This is a genomic window from uncultured Draconibacterium sp. (assembly GCF_913060805.1).
Classification (GTDB): domain Bacteria; phylum Bacteroidota; class Bacteroidia; order Bacteroidales; family Prolixibacteraceae; genus Draconibacterium.
This window is the reverse complement of sequence record NZ_CAJXTC010000012.1, coordinates 95,478-112,982: the sequence shown is the minus strand read 5'-3', so window position 1 is coordinate 112,982 and position 17,505 is coordinate 95,478. Positions and strand designations below refer to the sequence as shown.

Genomic DNA, 17,505 nt, shown 5'->3' with positions numbered 1-17,505 from the left:
AATTTGTATGACATATTATAAACTATTACTAAATTTGTGCTTTTCGAACTGCTATGACAACTACAAATAAATTCAACCAACTAAAAGCCCAACTTGAGGGCGATCTTTTTTTCGACAACGTACAGCGCGTGCTCTACTCAACCGATGCTTCGCAATACAAAGAAATGCCGTTGGCCGTTACCAAGCCAAAAAACAAGGACGACATTAAAAAGATCATCGCTTTTGCACGCGAGAACAACACCAATATTATTCCGCGTGGAGCAGGTACTTCACTGGCCGGGCAAGTTGTTGGAAATGGAATTGTTGTCGACGTTTCGAAATACATGAATAAGATCCTCGACTTCAACAAAGAAGAGAATTATGTAATTGTTGAACCGGGTGTTGTTCTGGCAGAACTGAACCTGTTTTTAGCGCAGCACGGTATGCAATTTGGCCCTGAAACTTCAACTGCCAACCGCTGTGTTATTGGCGGTATGTTGGGTAATAACTCGTGTGGCTTGCATTCGCTGGTTTATGGTAGCGTACGCGAGCATGTTTTGGAAGTTGATGCGCTGTTAAGCGACGGTTCAGAAACCACATTTAAAGAACTAAGCAAAGAAGAATTTCAGAATAAACTAAATGGCAATCCAAATCAACAGGAAAAAGCCATTTATTCGAATATTAACGATCTGCTTTCGGATGAACAAAACAGAGAAGAGATTCGAAAAAATTTCCCGGCACCTGAATTAACGCGCCGGAATATGGGTTACGCCATCGATGAATTGATGTATGCGGATCCGTTTACTGAAGGTGGTGGAAAATTCAATTTCTGTAAACTGTTGGCCGGCTCCGAGGGAACTTTAGCATTCTCAACCCGAATTAAGTTGAACGTAATTCCGCTGCCACCAAAATATAAAGGATTGGTTTGTGCGCATTTTGAAACACTGGAAGAGTCGTTGCACGCCAACCTGGTAGCGCTAAAATACAAACCAACGGCCATTGAATTAATGGACGATCCGGTAATGCAGGCCGCCAAACAAAACATCGAGCAGGCGAAAAACCGCTTTTTTGTGAAAGGCGATCCGGGCGCGATGTTGATGATCGAATTTTCGTTTGAGACCGAAAAAGAATTAACCGACACAGCGGCTGCGCTGGAAAAAGAATTAAAAGAAGCCGGCTTGGGTTATCATTATCCTCTGGTAACCGGCGCCGACAAAATAAAACGCGTGTGGTCGTTGCGTACGGCCGGACTGGGATTGCTGGCCAATATTCCTGGCGACAGAAAAGGTGTTCCCGGAATAGAAGACACCGCCGTTCATCCGGAATACCTGCCTGATTACATTGCCGATTTCAAAAAAGTATTGAAAAAACTCGATCTCGAAAGTGTTTATTACGCTCACATTGCTACCGGCGAAATTCACTTCCGCCCGCTAATTAATTTTAAAGATCCAAAAGATGTTGAGCTATTCAACACCCTGATGAATGAAGTGGCGGCGCTGGTAAAAAAATACCGCGGTTCGATGAGTGGCGAACATGGCGATGGACGGGCACGTGGTAAATTTATCCCGTTTATGCTGGGCGAAAGGTGCTACGAAATGGTAAAATCGGTGAAAAAAGCCTGGGACCCGGATAATATTTTAAATCCCGGGAAAATTGTTGATACACCCCCTATTACCGAAAACCTGCGCGTAATTCCGGGCAAAGCCATTCCCGAAACAGAAACCCACTTTGATTTCTCGAAGAACAAAGGTTATTTCCGCAGCATTGAAAAATGTAACGGATCGGGCGATTGCCGGAAGAGCGAAGTGATTGGCGGCACCCTCTGCCCCACTTTTATGGCTACCCGCGACGAAGACAAAAGTACCCGCGGACGTGCTAATATCCTTCGCGAATTTTTATACAACAACGACAAAAAGAACCTTTTCGACCACCAGGAGATTTACGATATTTTAAGTCTGTGTATCTCGTGTAAAGCTTGTAAAAGTGAGTGCCCGAGTAATGTTGACATGGCCAAATTAAAAGCCGAATTCCTGCAGAATTATTATGATTTGCATGGTGTTCCTATGCGCTCGCGCTTAATAGGTTACCTGCCACGTTTAAACAAACTGGCTATGGTTTTCCGCCCCATTTCAAACTTTATGATGAGCACTTCGCTATTAAAAAGTGCCATTGGTTTCTCGACTAAACGTTCACTTCCGGCATTGTCGAAAATTACCTTAAACCGCTGGGTTGAAAACGGAGTTCCATCACCAGAAACAGCAACAAAAGGCAAAATTTATCTTTTTAACGATGAGTTTACCAATTACAACGAAAGCGATATTGGAATAAAAGCCATTCTGCTGTTAACCAAACTGGGTTACGAGGTAAAAATTCCGCAAACCAAAGAAAGTGGTCGTACTTTCCTTTCGAAAGGCATGGTGCGGACTTCGAAAAAAGTGGCCACCGAAAATATCAATCTGCTAAAGGATATTATTACCAACGAAACACCGCTTGTCGGTATTGAACCTTCTGCCATTCTTGCTTTCCGCGATGAATACCCGGAATTGGTAGATAAAGCACTGCAACCGGCTGCTGAAAAACTGGCAAAAAACGCCCTTCTTTTTGAGGAGTTTATAGCCGCAGAAATTGAAAAAGGAAATATTACAGAAGACGACTTTACCACCGAAGAACAACATATTTTATTGCACGGACACTGCCAGCAAAAAGCAGTAGCATCAACCGAACCATCGAAAAAAATGTTGTCGCTGCCCAAAAATTACTTTGTCAAAGAAATCCCATCGGGTTGTTGTGGTATGGCTGGCTCTTTTGGTTACGAAAAAGAACATTACGAACTTTCGATGCAAATTGGAGAAATGGTACTTTTTCCTGCAGTGCGCAAAGCTAAAGACGATTACATTATTTCCGCTCCGGGAACTTCGTGTCGCCATCATATTAAAGACGGCACGGGTAAAGTTGCTTTGCATCCGGTGGAAGTGTTGTATGGGGCAATGGTGTAACGTGGTATTCAAAAGAACATTTTGGATGCTTTTAACTTAGCATTTGTAACATTTTATGTTTATATGATTGATTTGCATCGTATTTGAAGATCGGATATGATGCAATTAATTGCTTTTCAACACTTTATTTCGAAAGCCCTGTATTACTTTACAGTAACGTGTTTGGTGAGTTCTCAACAAAAGTGCATGACGATTTTGGCTTTAATCGTTAAAAACTTTTACCTAGAATAGAATACGAGCTATTTACCAAAACAATATATTGAGCTGATAAATAAAACGTTGCACACCGACCAGTTGGCATGTGCAGAGAGATCACGAAGGTAATTGTCTTGGATTTTGGACGCATCAAAAGACTTCTGGCGGAACTAATATTTCTAATCCGACAGCAACTTCCGAATTTAAACCAACCCCTTATTAAATTTTAAATGAGTCAAAAATGATTGATTCGGCTTAAAAGCAAAGTTTTATTTGAAAAACACAACAAAATTAAATCAATGAAAGCTAAGGTATTATTCGGAGTATTTATAATGATGAGTACTCTTTATTGGAGTTGTATCGATGTAGTTCTGGTAAACTCAGAAGACGAAATTCAGCAAAATGAGACGAGTTTCGACACAGAAAATTCCTATTTAAAAAGTGGTGGTATTGAAAAACAAATTGCTCTACAACTTAAAAATGAAGAACAGGTTGGAACAATGACATTGAGTAACAATGCAAATGCATTAATAATAAAATTTGTAGGTAACTCAAATTATAAGCTTGCAGAGATACACCTTTGGTTAGGCACCGATCCGGAAGCAGTTCCTTCGAATATCCAAAATAAGCCACTTCCCGGTAAGTTTCCATACAAATCATCCGACAAAAATGAGTACAGTTTCGATATTTCGAAAGAAGAAATTGCCCCAGACTACGACTTCGTAGAAGGAAAAGACATATACATCTTTGCACATGCTACAGCAGTAAACACAAATACAGGATCCGAAGAATCTGCATGGAGCAAGGGAGATTATCTTCCGAATATGCCCAAATTTGCAATTTCTTATTCAACCTATACTCCTGTTGGCGGAGGAGGCTGTTTTCCTCATTTAGCTTTTTGTGGTGAAATGATAGATGGTACGTATTATTACGACATAACTAATGAAAGGGAAAACATTGTTGCAGATAATGGTGAAATAATAGGTTATGCCTCTTATATCAATCAAAATATAAGGATTTACTTCGAGCAGGACTGGATGTTTTCGGGAAATACTCCTGAAGTTGTAATTACCGGTTATAATAAGCCGGGAGGCAAGGCTTTTGAGGTGTATCACGGGAAACCATTAGCTCCATATCCTCCAATGTATTATTATTACGGTCCTCTAACCAAATTCAAATATTATGCGGTAGAACTCAATGTTCAGTATTGTACTACCAATAATTATGCGTGGTAAATTCAATTTTTTGCCTTAATTTTAATTCGATTTCAATAAATATCTAAAACCAATAAACCATGGATAACCGTTTTTTCACACAACTAATATTCTTAGTTTGTCTTTGTATTGCAAATAGCATCAATGCTCAGGATCGAAGTATTCAGGGCAAAGTAACTACTTTCGAAAATATTCCTTTATCCGGGGTGGAAGTCGAGGTAAAAAGTACCAGGCAGGTAGTTAAAACAGATACTCTTGGGAGATTTTCAGTTGCGTGCAATAGTAAAGACAAATTAAGTTTTTTTGCCCACGGATTTAATAAACAGAACGTTAAACTAAAAGAAAACACAAAGTTTGTTGCCGTTAATCTACATCTTAAACCAGGCGAAGAAGGAAAATCACTGGCCATTGGTTATGGACATGTTCTGGATGAAGATAAACTGAATGCAGTTACAAGTTTAAGAGACGACCATGATAATTTCTCGAAATATACAGATATGTATGAACTGATAAGAGGAAAGTTTTCGGGAGTGCAGGTAGTTGGTGATGAAATAATAATCCGCGGGAATAATACGCTGGGTGGCAGCAATGCTGCATTAATTGTAGTGGATGGAATTGAGCGTGACGGGAATATATTAAGTATCCTTCCCCCAAATACGGTAAAAAGTATCGATATTTTAAAAGATGGGAGTTCTGCGATTTATGGTTCAAGGGGAGCAAATGGTGTCGTTCTCATCGAAACAAAAAAAGGCGCTGAGGATGAAGAGTAGATTTAGCCTAAAAGTCAATTTCCTTAAAAGTTCCGATAGCGTAAATAAGAAATAATCATTCTTGTTAAACTGGCTTTGCAATTAAATATCCTGGTAAATTAAAACCTCTTCGGAATCCTTACCCACAAATAACAACAAACTTGTGTACTATTCAATATTTATTGATAAACCTCTTTTATTATAATTTGTTTACACATCAAAAAAACAACAACAATGAACAATTTTTGGAACGAAAGATACGGCGCAACGGAGTATGCTTATGGAGAAGCGCCAAACGAGTTTTTAAAAGAGCAATTACCACAACTTCAGCCGGGCAAAGCTCTATTTCCGGCAGAAGGTGAAGGACGAAATGCCGTTTTTGCAGCAACATTAGGATGGGATGTTACAGCTTTCGATCCCAGTAAAGAAGGAAAAAGAAAAGCACAGCTTTTAGCTGGTAAACATAATACTTCAATCAACTACGAGGTAACGGATTATGAAAATGCAAATTTTGAAAAAGAGTATTTCGATTGTATTTGTTTGACATATGCCCATATGCCCGGAAATTTGCGCAACAAAGTTCATGAAAAATTAGTCTCGTTTTTAAAGCCCGGTGGCACCTTAATTCTTGAAGGTTTTTCGAAAGAACAGATCAACAGAAATACCGGTGGGCCGAAAGAAATCGGCTTTCTTTTCGATGAAAAAGAATTAGAAAACGATTTCAAAAACTTTAGTACTTTAATCACTCAAAAAGCTGAAGTTGAATTAGATGAAGGCCTCTACCACCGCGGTCTTGCGTCGGTTATCAGGTTAAAAGGAATCAAGTAGTTTCTCCGATTTTCCGATTCATTATCAACTGATAAAATAAACTCCTTAAAATAAAGTTAAACAATTTAGCCCTGTTAAACGTATAGTATTTACAATCAGAACTTTCTACTGAGCAAATTGAATCGTTTTTTGGAATTATATTTTTACAGACAGACCAAAAGTTTTAATTTTACTTAAAAATAAGAAAGAGGAAGAAAAAAGAGTTTCAATTTTTTGTTTACAAGCGGGTATTTATTTATACTTGCACACGATTTCGAATGAAAATCACCCTCCTCGTCAATTGTTCCAAAAATTTTTCAACAATTATTAATCGAGAAAAGTTATAACAATAGTATAATGTATGATATTTTAGAACTGAACAAGAAACTTGTTCCTGAATTAAAAGAGATCGCTAAAGAGCTCAAAATTAAACGTGTAGAATCCTACAAGAAACAGGATCTTATTTATAAAATTTTAGATACCCAGGCAGTTCTTGAAGCCGAAAATAAAGGCCAAAAGAATTCTCCTAAAGATGAAAAAGGAGGAGCTGGTAATCGAAAAAAACAATCAGACAGAAATCCCCAAAACACTGATGAATCGCGCCGTTCAAAACGTCCTCGCCAAAGAGTGGAGACTGTAAAACGTGAGAAAGTGGGTTCTGGTCCTAGAAAGAAACAAAGCGACAAAGTGGACGATAAAGTTCAAACGCGTCAGGACCAGATTAAAGCAATAATCAAAGGTTTTAGCAAAGAAAAATCTTCGGAAGAACCGAAGCAACAAAATGTTGAAGCAGCTGCCAAACCTGAGGAAACAAAAACAGCTCCGCAGCAACAACAGCAACAACAGCAAAAACCACAAGCTCAGGAAAAACAGCAAGAGCAGCAAAAACCTGAAGTTAAAGCTCCACAACACAAAGAGCAGCAACAGCAGCGTGGTGGTCAGCAAAGACATCCGCAGAATCAGCAGAATCAGCAAAGACAAAATACCGGCGGAAAAGACGACCGTCAGAGACAACAAAACAGAAACCAGCAACAAGGCCAGCAACAGCAAGGTCATCAGCAAGGAAATCGCCAAAAACAACGTCAGTTCGAGTTTGAAGGCATTATTACCAACACTGGTGTTCTAGAGATTTTGGCCGATGGTTACGGTTTCTTGCGTTCGTCAGATTACAATTATCTGAACTCTCCTGACGATATTTATGTATCGCAATCGCAGATTAAACTTTTTGGTCTGAAAACCGGTGATACAGTTAAAGGAACAGTTCGCCCGCCAAAAGAAGGTGAAAAATATTTCCCATTAATTAAGGTACTGGAGATTAACGGACGCAGCCCCGAATATATTCGCGACCGCGTACCTTTCGATCACCTGACTCCTTTATTTCCTGATGAGAAATTCAACCTTACCGGAAATGGTCACGACAACATCTCGACACGCGTTGTAGATATGTTTGCACCAATTGGTAAAGGACAACGTGGTTTGATTGTTGCTCAGCCAAAAACCGGTAAAACCGTATTACTGAAAGAAATTGCCAACGCAATTGCAGCTAACCACCCTGAAGTTTACATGATCGTATTATTGATCGATGAACGTCCGGAAGAGGTTACAGATATGGCACGCAGCGTACATGCCGAGGTTATTGCATCAACTTTTGATGAGCCGGCAGACAAGCACGTAAAAGTGGCCAACATTGTATTGGAAAAAGCAAAACGTTTAACCGAATGTGGCCACGATGTGGTTATTCTGTTAGACTCGATTACACGTTTGGCACGTGCATACAATACCGTTCAGCCTGCATCGGGCAAAGTTCTTTCGGGTGGTGTTGACGCCAATGCTTTACATAAACCAAAACGTTTCTTTGGTGCGGCACGAAACATTGAAGAAGGTGGTTCATTAACGATTATGGCTACGGCACTTACCGAGACCGGATCGAAAATGGACGAGGTTATTTTTGAAGAGTTTAAAGGTACCGGTAACATGGAGCTGCAACTCGACAGAAAACTGTCGAACAAGCGTATCTTCCCTTCTGTGGATATTCCAACTTCGAGTACCCGTCGCGAAGACCTTTTATTCTCAAAAGATGTTCTCGACAAACTTTGGATCTTACGCAACTACCTTGGCGATATGAATGCCCTGGAAGCAATGGAGTTTATGAAAACAAGATTGATGCGTACTTCAAGTATCGAAGAATTCCTGGCATCGATGAACGATGGATAGAAAGTAAAAACAAGATAAAAAAAGCAGGTTCAGTTTTCGGACCTGCTTTTTTATTGACTGAAAATCAGCAAAAAAAGGATTACAAAACAATAACGAAGAACGTCATTCTGTCCGTCAGCTGACGGATTCAGAATCTGATTCCATTGCAGGTAAAAATTTAATAGATCCTGAAACTAGTTCAGGATGACGAAGCAGGGGCTTCTGCAATATTATTATTTCAAGCCTTTATTAAAATTAAAGGTATTCGATGGTTGAATTTGCTCCGATCGAAGAATGCGGCTTTTAACTGTTTTGGCGCGGTGTTTTGAAACGGGTTCGTAACTTAAATCAATTAAAAACCTGTAGAATCCATTCTTTTTCAGTTTGTTTTTCGATTGTGAAATGGAAACCGGAACCTGCGGAACAATCGATGTAACACCATTTCGGCGAAAACGCTGCAACTTTATGTTCATATCATCCACCAGCTCATCATTCCCTTCTTTCATGGCAATTGGCATTCTCGAATGGAAAAGTTCGGGATAGAAATAAACCGGCACAATTCCGTCTTTGTGTGAAAGCGAAAATAACGTCTCAAAATCAATTTCCTGCGGATAAGAGAAAAGACTCACTCCTTCGCTTTTTATAAAACGGCCAGCAGCATCGTTAAAAACATACACATTTTCGTTGGCAATAATCCTGCATTTAGGCGGAATTAGGTCCAGTTGCGAAATGTGGCTGACAACAAAATTCCGTAATCCGCATTTTACCATTTTGGCGATCAACTCGCGGTAAAACTGTAAGGCATCCTGCTGAATAAACTTAGGCAGTTCGATATAGATTTTCTCCTTGAACTTTTGGATAAACGGCACCTCCGGATCAAAGCGGCTCCAGGTGATTTTTGAAAAAGCCAGGAACAAACCTTCCATTTCATTTAGGTTCATCTTTTTCAGCCACTCCATTGAGTTGATGCGAAAATAAAACTCTTCTTTACCGGCCTTATCCTTGCCTTGTAAAGCATTCAACATTTTTTGTTTGTGCCCGTATTTCAGCTGCTTAAAATGAGCAGTTGTATCATCGAGTTTCGATGGAAATTTTACATCGCTAATCCCCGACAAATAAACTTCACTATTGGGTTTTACCTGTTTTTCGCCCGAATGAATTTTAAACAAACCATTCTCTGCCGCTACTTCGCGCACTTTTACGGTTTCTTGTTTTTCGGTACCCGGAATATGAAAACGTAAACGAAATCCCGGTTCAACGTTCATTTTCGAGTTTACCCAAATATTCTGCCCTTTTATCCGGTCCACTTTTCCGAGATAAACGCCGGCAACTGTTTTTTGGGCAATCGCTTTGTTTACATCTTTTCCCATAAAGTAAGCCGTTTTCTCGCGTCCAAAATCAAGCGACAAAAGCTCTTTTGCCTTTTCCATTTGATCTGGTTCGTCCAGCACAGTTCGGTAGGCTTGCGCCACCCGATACGTGTATTCTCCCGATTTCATGCGCCCTTCAACTTTTAAGCTGCTCACTCCCATTTTTGCGAAACGGTTCACCAAATCAATTTGCTGGTTATCTTTTAAATTAAAGAGATATTGATGTGCATTTTTAGCGGTATAAGTGCGTCGGCAAGGTTGTGTGCACAATCCGCGGTTGGCTCCTCTACCGCCTGCATAACTGCTGTAAAGACACATTCCGGAGAACGAATAACACAGCGCGCCATGAATAAAAACTTCGGTTTCAACCTTGCTTTTTTTGCATATTTTAGTCAGTTCGGGCAGTGTAAGTTCGCGGGCCAGAACCACTCGTTCAATTCCCTTTTTATGCGCATAATTGGCACCGGTTGAATTATGAATTCCCATTTGTGTGCTGGCATGCAACACCAGATTTGGGAAATAGGTTCGTGCAATATAAAAAACGCCCCAATCCTGAATAATCACTCCGTTTACGCCAACCTGATTCAAAAAATTCAGATAATCAAGCAATTCCGGAATTTCACTGTTTTTTATTACCGTATTCAGGGTAATGTAAACCAGAATATTCTTCTTTTTGGCTTCTTTTAATATTGTAACAAGCTGCCCATTGGTAAAATTCTTTGCCCTTCCGCGAGCGTTAAATTGTTTTAATCCGAGGAAAATTGCGTCGGCACCTCCGCGCAAAGCGGCATAAAACGATTCTGGATTTCCAACGGGTAAAAGAAGTTCCGGTTTCTGCATAATCTATTTTCGCGCAAAATTAGCAATAATAAATTTTAACTATCTCAAATAAATTAGCACTTTTGAGAAGAAGAAAATTATGACAAATGAAGAAAATAGGATTGGTTGGCGGAACCGGCTGGGTATCGTCGCAGGAATACTACAAAATCATTAACGAAAGCGTCAACAAAAAACAGGGCGGATTAACCTTTCCTGAAATAATTTTGTACTCGGTAAATTACGGCGACATTTATGCCTGTAACCAGCAAAACGACCGCGAAGGAGTATATTCCATTGTAAAAAAAGCCAGCGAAACGGTTTGTAATGCCGGTGCCGATTTTATTGCACTTTGTGCCAACACGCTTCATTTTACTTACGAGCAGTTGAAAACTGAAATTGATGTTCCGATTGTACATATTGCCGATGCAACAGCCGCTGCCATAAAATCGAAAGGAATAAAAAAAGTTGGCTTGCTGGGAACACGCGAAACCATGGAACTCGACTTTTATAAAACACGATTGGCGGAACGTGATATTGAGGTTATCATTCCCGCAAAAGCGGATCGTGAATTTATTCACGCCTCTATTATGAATGAGTTATTAAAAGAAGTTTTTCTACCGGAAACGAAATCCGGGTTTCTGGAGATAATGAATAAATTAGCCAAGGAAGGTGCTGAAGGAATGATATTGGGATGCACAGAAATACCTTTACTGATCAGTCAGGATGACTCTGAACAACCGCTGTTCAGCACACTTGAATTACACGCCAAAGCCATTGCCGAATTTGCGATTACAAATGAGTAACACACTATTAACTGTATAAATTAGAAGCCATGAAGAAGTACATTTTTCTATTTACGATCCTGTTATTTTCATCTGCAGGGCTTTTCGCCCAAAGCATTTATGATATGCGAAATGCGATCGATTTTTTTGAATTGAATAAAATGTCCAAGGGAGAATATAAGAACACGCTCACCGAAAGCGATATTGAAGGCTCGCCTTATTTAAACGATGATTTTACAAAAGGTACCATTTTTACGAATCAGAAAATTCAGTACAACGATATTCCGTTACGCTACAATATTTTCAACGACGAAATGGAATTTCAAACTCCCGACGACCAGATTCTGGCAATTGCTGAGCCCGAAATTGTTGATAAAGCAGTGGTTGGAGAAGATACATTTGCGTATATCCCGTACAAATTGGGGAGTAAAATAAAACATGGCTATTTTATCGTTTTAATCGAGGGCAAAGTTAGTCTGTATGCACGCCCCGAAGTGCTCTACCAAAAGCCCAAACCTGCTGCAGCTTTAAAAGATCCGGAACCTGCAAAATTTGTAAAACAACCTGATTCGTATTACCTGCGTTTAAACCAGCAAGCTGCCGTAGAAATTGAATCAAGAAAGGATTTGCAAAACTTTTTCACCGATCATCAAAGGCAAATCGAGGATTTTATAAAAGAGAATAAGATTAAACCGGGAAAAGAAGATAAGATGATAGAGGTGATCGAGTATTATAATTCGTTGTAACTGGATACTGGTTACTGGATACTGGATGTTGGGTGCTGGATGTTGGGTGCTGAATACAACATCTTCAATCAAAAGGCTGACTATCAAAGATCAAACACACTTTCTTTAAGCGGAATGATTCCCATTTTCTTCGCTCTTTCTGAAAAAAATATCCAAAAACAAAAAATATTTCCGTAACGTATGCAACATTGAATTATTGCCATCGTCATTGAATCAGAAAAATAAGAGTTTGAATACACTTTATAAAAATATTCATCAGGAGATCATCGATCAGTGCAAGGAAGGGAGCCAGAAGGCGCAATTCCAACTGTACAAGCTTTATTACAAGGCCATGTTCAGTGTAAGCCTGCGGATCGTAAATGATCAGATGGAAGCCGAAGATGTAATGCAGGAAGCCTTTTTAAGTGCATTTAAAAAGATTGAATCTTACAAAGGCGAAGTAAGCTTCGGCGCATGGTTAAAGCGTATTGTTGTAAACCGTTCATTGGATTATTTAAAGAAACGAAAAGTACAATTTGAAGAGGTAAACGAACGTACCGCACAAATTGCCGAAAGCCACATGGATACACGCGAACTTGACGCCAAGGTGCTGAAACAGTCGATCCAGGAACTTTCTGACGGCTACCGTGTTGTGTTAAGTCTTTACCTTATTGAAGGGTACGACCACGAAGAGATCAGCCAGATTTTGGGCATATCGAATTCAGCCTCGAGAACCCAGCTGCTGAGAGCTAAAAACAAGTTACGAGAGATACTGAGAGGGAAGGAAATATTTTCATACAATTAAGATTATGGAAAAGAAGGACAACATAGAAAAACTGATACTGGATAACATTGAAACGTTAAACGATAACGAACCGATGGAAGGCCACTTTGCACGATTTGAGGCAAAGCTTGATGCACAAAATAAAAAGAAAAGAACGATAAGTCTGAATCTTATTTTGAAAGTTGCAGCCGCCGTTGTATTTGTATTTTTGGCAACCAACCAGGCATTTATCTATTTTTCGCCTGATAACCAGGGAATTTTCGATTCAAAAACACAATCGGCGAGCATCAGTCTTGCATCCATTTCGCCCGAATACCAGGAGGTTGAATATTATTACACCAGTTCGATAAACACCGGTATCGATCAGTGGAACAAATGGATTGAAGAAGGTTTGATTTCGGAAGACGAACAAAATATGATGAACGATGAGTTGGCCGAGTTTGAAACACTTTACCAAAACCTGCAAAAGGATTTGGCCGCCAACCCGAACGACGAACGTGTAATAAACGCCATGTTAGAATATTATCAGGCTAAGCTTAGTGTAATCAATATAATCATTACCAAATTAGAGGAAGTACAACAGAAAACACAAGAATTTGAACAGGAAACAACGGCCATTTAACACATCGGAAAATGGCTGGAAAGAATTAATAGTAAAAATTAAAACCAGAATAAAATGAAGGCATTAAAAAGAATTGCAGCACTGTTTATGATCGGCATTTTGTCGGCCGGAGCAACAGTTTTAGCTGAAGAAAAAACAAAGGAGTTCCATGAATCATGGTTAAACAATGAGGTATCATCACTGGAAATCGACAACCGGTTTGGCGAAGTAAAAATCAATAATTCAGGGGGCGATTCAGTTGTCGTTCATGTAACCATAACTGTTGATGCACCTAACGAAAACAAAGCTGATGATTTACTGGATATGTTGGAAGTAACCATCCGAAAATCGGGAAGTGCCGTAAAAGCAGTAACCGAAATTGAAAAGAACTTTAAAAGTAACCGACGTTTTAGCATCGATTACGAAGTGAACATCCCATCGGACAAAGACCTGAAAATCGACAACAAGTACGGCAACACCATTGTTGCCCGACTTACCGGAAATGGCGAGTTCAACTGTAAGTACGGTAACTTTACCGCTTACGAACTGAATACACCCGAAAGCGGTTCGCTCGACTTATCGCTGGCATACGGAAACGCAAATATTGGCGAAGTTTCGCACATGGATGTTGACGTGAGCTACTCTCCTCTTGATATTGAAGAAGCTACTTCGTTGAATATCGAATCAAAATACTCGAACATAAGCGTTGAAGAATGTAAGTCGGTAGTTATTGAATCGAAATACGACAAGTTTAGATTTGAAGAACTGGAGTCGATGGTTGCTGAAATTAAGTACACCAACATTAAAATTGATGAATTGGCCAAAAGCTTAAAAGTGGAATCGGGTTACGGTGGTATTAAAGTTGACGAAGTTGGAGCAGGCTTTGATTTCATCGACATTACAAACAGCTATGGAAAAATATCACTGGGACTTGACGATGGCAATTATTCACTCGATGCCAGCTGCGATTACTGCGGTATTTCCTATCCTGAAGATGAGTTTACAGGAAACCGTATTAAAGACAACCACAAAAGTTCCGTTGTTGGAAAAGTTGGTTCGGGAGAAGGCGGAAAAGTTACGGTTACAAGTCGTTACGGCGATATTGAACTGGATAATTAATACTTGAACTATTAGATAATCGAAAAACCGTTGGCAAATTTGTCAGCGGTTTTTTATGCCCGCAAAATAACCTAGCTTATACAAATCGAAAACCAATAACGATGGACGAGCACCTTTTAAATTCTCCTCCATTTTATCACGGTACTTCCTGAAAAGCCGCCCGATAGTTCGCGATGGAATAAAAAAAGTGATCCGTTTATATTTTCGTAGGAAGTTTACCTGCCGGTAAAACATTCGGTCGCCATCCAGCAGCTCCTCTCCTATCTTTTTCAGATTCTCGAGCGCCAAACAACTCTTTTTCAAAAATGCCTGCCCACTTTCAAGTCCGGTATGTTCCAGCGGATTATCAATATGAAATATCTCAACGCCGGCACAAAACAAGTCGTATCCCAGCAGCGTATCTTCGTGTCCGTATTCGCGCAATTCTTCCCGAAAATGAATCGGCTCATAAAGTTCCTTCGCCAGAAAGAAATTGTTTGAGGTAATTATAAATCCTTTACTTCGGTTACGAACTGCTGCAGTTACGGCCTCACGTTTTGTGCCGTATGTCCAGCGAAACAGTTTTTCCGGGTCAGCAGGTTTTTGTTTCGCATAAGCTGTTCCTCCGCACAACACGCGGTTTTCATTGCGATTTTCCAGGTAATTTTTCAAATAATCCGGGCTGATAACTTTCGAGTCGGCATCAATAAATAACAACCAATCAAACACTGAATCCGCTCCCATTTTATTACGAATAGCAGCCCTTCCAAGATTCTTTTCCATTTCCTGATATACAACATTGGATTTGCCTTTAACGATGCGGTTCAGCGACTTAAAAATCTCGTCCGAACCATCGTCATAAACCCTGATCTCAAAATCAATGTCTAAATTTGCGGACTGTTGGTAAATTTCGTTAACCAAATCCACCACTTCAACGTTATATACCGGGATATTTACCGAAAGCATAGTTTCTTTTTACAGGGCTTGAATTTACAACATTTCGCGTTTAAAACAATTAAACCAATTGTTTTCAGAGGGAGCCCGAAGCGAGCTATGACATTACAATGGTTAATGCCGATAGTTAAGCAAAGAGATTTTGGGAATAAATGAACCAAAATTTCAGTTTGATTTCTAATCGGTATTATATTGTAAAGAAGCCATTTCGTGTAATTATTCTATTTTTAAGACTTTATTTGAAATTGCTTATGACACGATACGTATTTCTGTTTTTTCTATTTTTTAGTCTTCAGCTTGGCGCACAACACTATAACATTGAAGTTCAGCTTGATGGAGCCCCCAATAAAACAATTCAGCTGGCGTACCATTATCTTGGCAAAATTTATGGTGCCGACACGACCACACTTGATGCAAACGGACATGGCGTATTTACCGGCGACAGTCTTTTAACGCAAGGTTTGTATAAGATATTGGTTGACAAAGACCATCATTTTGATTTTTTGCTGGGTGCCGATCAGGATTTTAAATTGAGCAATTCCACTTTAGACGGTAAGGATTCGAAAATAGAAGGTGCTGCCGAATCGGAAGCGTTTGTCGATTACATGAATTTTCTGGGCGACCTGCAGCAACAGAGTGCCTCGTTAAACCAGGCTTACCGCAATGGCGATGCCGCAGAAAGAGAAAAAATTGCCCAACAACGCGAGGCGCTGAACCACGAAATGCACGATTACTGGGCGATGATTGATAAAAAATTCCCCGACTCATTTCTGTACAAATTTTTAACGGCTAATTATGTTCCAACACTCGATCAGTCGACGCTGCCAAAGGAGGTTCAGGAAAACGATTCCTTGCTGCTTATGGCTCAATTCAACTATCAGCGAGAACATTTTTGGGATTATTTCGACTACACTGATGAGCGTTACCTCTTTACGCCTTTTTATAAAGCAAAAATCGAAACCTGGTTTAACAAAGTTTTGTACCCCGATTATGATTCGGTGAAGCCATATGTTTACCAATTTATCGAAGATGTAAAACCCAACAAACGCCTCTTTCAGTTTGCCACGTCCTTTTTTCTGAATGGCAGTATTAACAGCAATATTATGGGAATGGACGCGCTGTTTGTTGATATTGCCCGTGATTATTATTTGAGTGGCGAAGCATTTTGGGCCACCGAGGAATCGATGGAGGCCATTCGTGAGAATGTACTTTTTATGAAAGACAATCTGATCGGCGAAATTGCTCCCGACCTTACGCTTGAAAGTTACGATGGCGAATTTATCAACCTGCACCAGATCGATTCGAAATTAACAGTAGTTCTTATTTACGAGCCCAATTGTTCGCATTGTAAGGTTTTTGTTCCCGAATTCTATAAAGATGTATACCTGCCCTACAAAGACAAAGGACTGACTGTATATGCCATTTATTCGATGGATGATAAGGACGAATGGACGGAGTTTTTGGCCAAACACGATATGTTCGACTGGATAAATGTTTGGGATCCGCAACACACCTCGCGTTTTAAAATTAAGTACGACGCCCGAAAAACGCCCGGCGTTTACCTGCTTGACGAGAACAAAAAAATCATCGGTAAAAAAATGACCGTGGAACAATTAAAAGAAATTATTCCGCTTGATTTGAACTAAGCTCATTTAATCCTGTTATCTTGAATAAAAAATTGCAGGAAAATGAATGAACAATTCAGTAAGGAAGATATTTTACAGCGTCAGTACGACTGGGGAAACGGAATTATTCACATTGGTAAAGTTTACACCGCAAAAGGCGATTATGTAAAAGCCGCCCAGGAGCACATTGCCGACCTGTATGGTTACGGCGAAAGTAAAGTACTTTTTAAACCAACAAAAGCTACCGATCCGCAATTCAGGGCAACCAAAGAAGAAGCGCTTTCATACTTTGTTGGTGGGAACGAAAAGTTTCCTGAAGACTTAGGATTTGCCCTTCAACCCTGGGAAAAAGTTCGTTTTGAAGTCCATGATTTTATCGCCAATTTTAAACAGGCTATAGTTATGGGCAACTACTTTTTTATTGATGCCGAAGGAGCAGAAACAAAAGTAGAATACACCATGGGTTTTTTCAGAGCTGCCGACAACTCGTTGAAGCTTAATCTGCACCATTCTTCGTTTCCTTTTAAGCCTGAATAGGTACATTTTAAAACATAACTTTTGCGCCGATTCCCCTTGCGTTGATTGGAAATTTTATTGTAACTTTTAACAAATAA

General features: G+C 39.8%; 14 protein-coding genes. 12 read left to right on the top strand and 2 right to left on the bottom strand.

Annotated elements, in window-relative coordinates:
- Nucleotides 1-53 precede the first annotated feature (53 nt).
- The 5 genes from QZ576_RS09640 to rho all read left to right on the top strand — a co-directional run bounded on the left by QZ576_RS09640 (nucleotide 54) and on the right by rho (nucleotide 8,154).
- Nucleotides 54-2,975 (top strand): FAD-binding and (Fe-S)-binding domain-containing protein, encoded by a 2,922-nt coding sequence (locus tag QZ576_RS09640; protein WP_297096510.1) that lies wholly within the window; start codon nucleotides 54-56, stop codon nucleotides 2,973-2,975.
- A 494-nt stretch (nucleotides 2,976-3,469) separates the two neighbouring features.
- On the top strand, nucleotides 3,470-4,405 hold the full coding sequence (locus QZ576_RS09635; protein ID WP_297096508.1) for a hypothetical protein: 936 nt from the start codon (nucleotides 3,470-3,472) through the stop codon (nucleotides 4,403-4,405).
- 59 nt (nucleotides 4,406-4,464) lie between these two features.
- Complete coding sequence (locus QZ576_RS09630; protein WP_297096506.1) at nucleotides 4,465-5,154, top strand: TonB-dependent receptor plug domain-containing protein; 690 nt, start codon at nucleotides 4,465-4,467, stop codon at nucleotides 5,152-5,154.
- Nucleotides 5,155-5,367: 213 nt separating this feature from the next.
- On the top strand, nucleotides 5,368-5,961 hold the full coding sequence (locus QZ576_RS09625; RefSeq protein WP_297096504.1) for a bifunctional 2-polyprenyl-6-hydroxyphenol methylase/3-demethylubiquinol 3-O-methyltransferase UbiG: 594 nt from the start codon (nucleotides 5,368-5,370) through the stop codon (nucleotides 5,959-5,961).
- A gap of 336 nt (nucleotides 5,962-6,297) precedes the next feature.
- Nucleotides 6,298-8,154 carry a transcription termination factor Rho gene (gene rho / locus QZ576_RS09620; RefSeq protein ID WP_297096501.1) on the top strand — a complete coding sequence of 619 codons (1,857 nt, stop codon included), beginning with the start codon at nucleotides 6,298-6,300 and terminating at the stop codon, nucleotides 8,152-8,154.
- 212 nt (nucleotides 8,155-8,366) lie between these two features.
- Here the strand turns inward: rho and QZ576_RS09615 are convergent, their stop codons facing one another.
- Complete coding sequence (locus QZ576_RS09615) at nucleotides 8,367-10,343, bottom strand: peptidase U32 family protein (protein ID WP_297096499.1); 1,977 nt, start codon at nucleotides 10,341-10,343, stop codon at nucleotides 8,367-8,369.
- A gap of 86 nt (nucleotides 10,344-10,429) precedes the next feature.
- Here QZ576_RS09615 and QZ576_RS09610 point away from each other — a divergent pair, with 86 nt between their 5' ends.
- The 5 genes from QZ576_RS09610 to QZ576_RS09590 all read left to right on the top strand — a co-directional run bounded on the left by QZ576_RS09610 (nucleotide 10,430) and on the right by QZ576_RS09590 (nucleotide 14,333).
- Nucleotides 10,430-11,125: an aspartate/glutamate racemase family protein gene (locus QZ576_RS09610; protein ID WP_297096498.1), complete on the top strand. Its 696-nt coding sequence runs from the start codon at nucleotides 10,430-10,432 to the stop codon at nucleotides 11,123-11,125.
- A gap of 29 nt (nucleotides 11,126-11,154) precedes the next feature.
- Nucleotides 11,155-11,850, top strand: coding sequence for a hypothetical protein (locus QZ576_RS09605; protein ID WP_297096496.1), 696 nt, complete (start codon nucleotides 11,155-11,157; stop codon nucleotides 11,848-11,850).
- 229 nt (nucleotides 11,851-12,079) lie between these two features.
- Nucleotides 12,080-12,634, top strand: coding sequence for a sigma-70 family RNA polymerase sigma factor (locus tag QZ576_RS09600; RefSeq protein WP_297096494.1), 555 nt, complete (start codon nucleotides 12,080-12,082; stop codon nucleotides 12,632-12,634).
- 4 nt (nucleotides 12,635-12,638) lie between these two features.
- Nucleotides 12,639-13,235 carry a hypothetical protein gene (locus tag QZ576_RS09595; RefSeq protein WP_297096492.1) on the top strand — a complete coding sequence of 199 codons (597 nt, stop codon included), beginning with the start codon at nucleotides 12,639-12,641 and terminating at the stop codon, nucleotides 13,233-13,235.
- A 54-nt stretch (nucleotides 13,236-13,289) separates the two neighbouring features.
- On the top strand, nucleotides 13,290-14,333 hold the full coding sequence (locus tag QZ576_RS09590) for a hypothetical protein (protein ID WP_297096490.1): 1,044 nt from the start codon (nucleotides 13,290-13,292) through the stop codon (nucleotides 14,331-14,333).
- A gap of 42 nt (nucleotides 14,334-14,375) precedes the next feature.
- On the opposite strand, the gene QZ576_RS09585 is transcribed toward QZ576_RS09590, so the two are convergent.
- Entirely contained in the window at nucleotides 14,376-15,278 is a 903-nt protein-coding gene (locus tag QZ576_RS09585) for a glycosyltransferase family A protein (protein WP_297096488.1), read from the bottom strand.
- A 239-nt stretch (nucleotides 15,279-15,517) separates the two neighbouring features.
- Between QZ576_RS09585 and QZ576_RS09580 the strand changes: the two genes are divergently transcribed.
- Together QZ576_RS09580 and QZ576_RS09575 are read left to right on the top strand one after the other, a co-directional pair.
- Entirely contained in the window at nucleotides 15,518-16,912 is a 1,395-nt protein-coding gene (locus QZ576_RS09580) for a peroxiredoxin (protein WP_297096486.1), read from the top strand.
- Between the two features lie 42 nt (nucleotides 16,913-16,954).
- Nucleotides 16,955-17,428 carry a hypothetical protein gene (locus tag QZ576_RS09575; RefSeq protein WP_297096485.1) on the top strand — a complete coding sequence of 158 codons (474 nt, stop codon included), beginning with the start codon at nucleotides 16,955-16,957 and terminating at the stop codon, nucleotides 17,426-17,428.
- Nucleotides 17,429-17,505 lie beyond the last annotated feature (77 nt).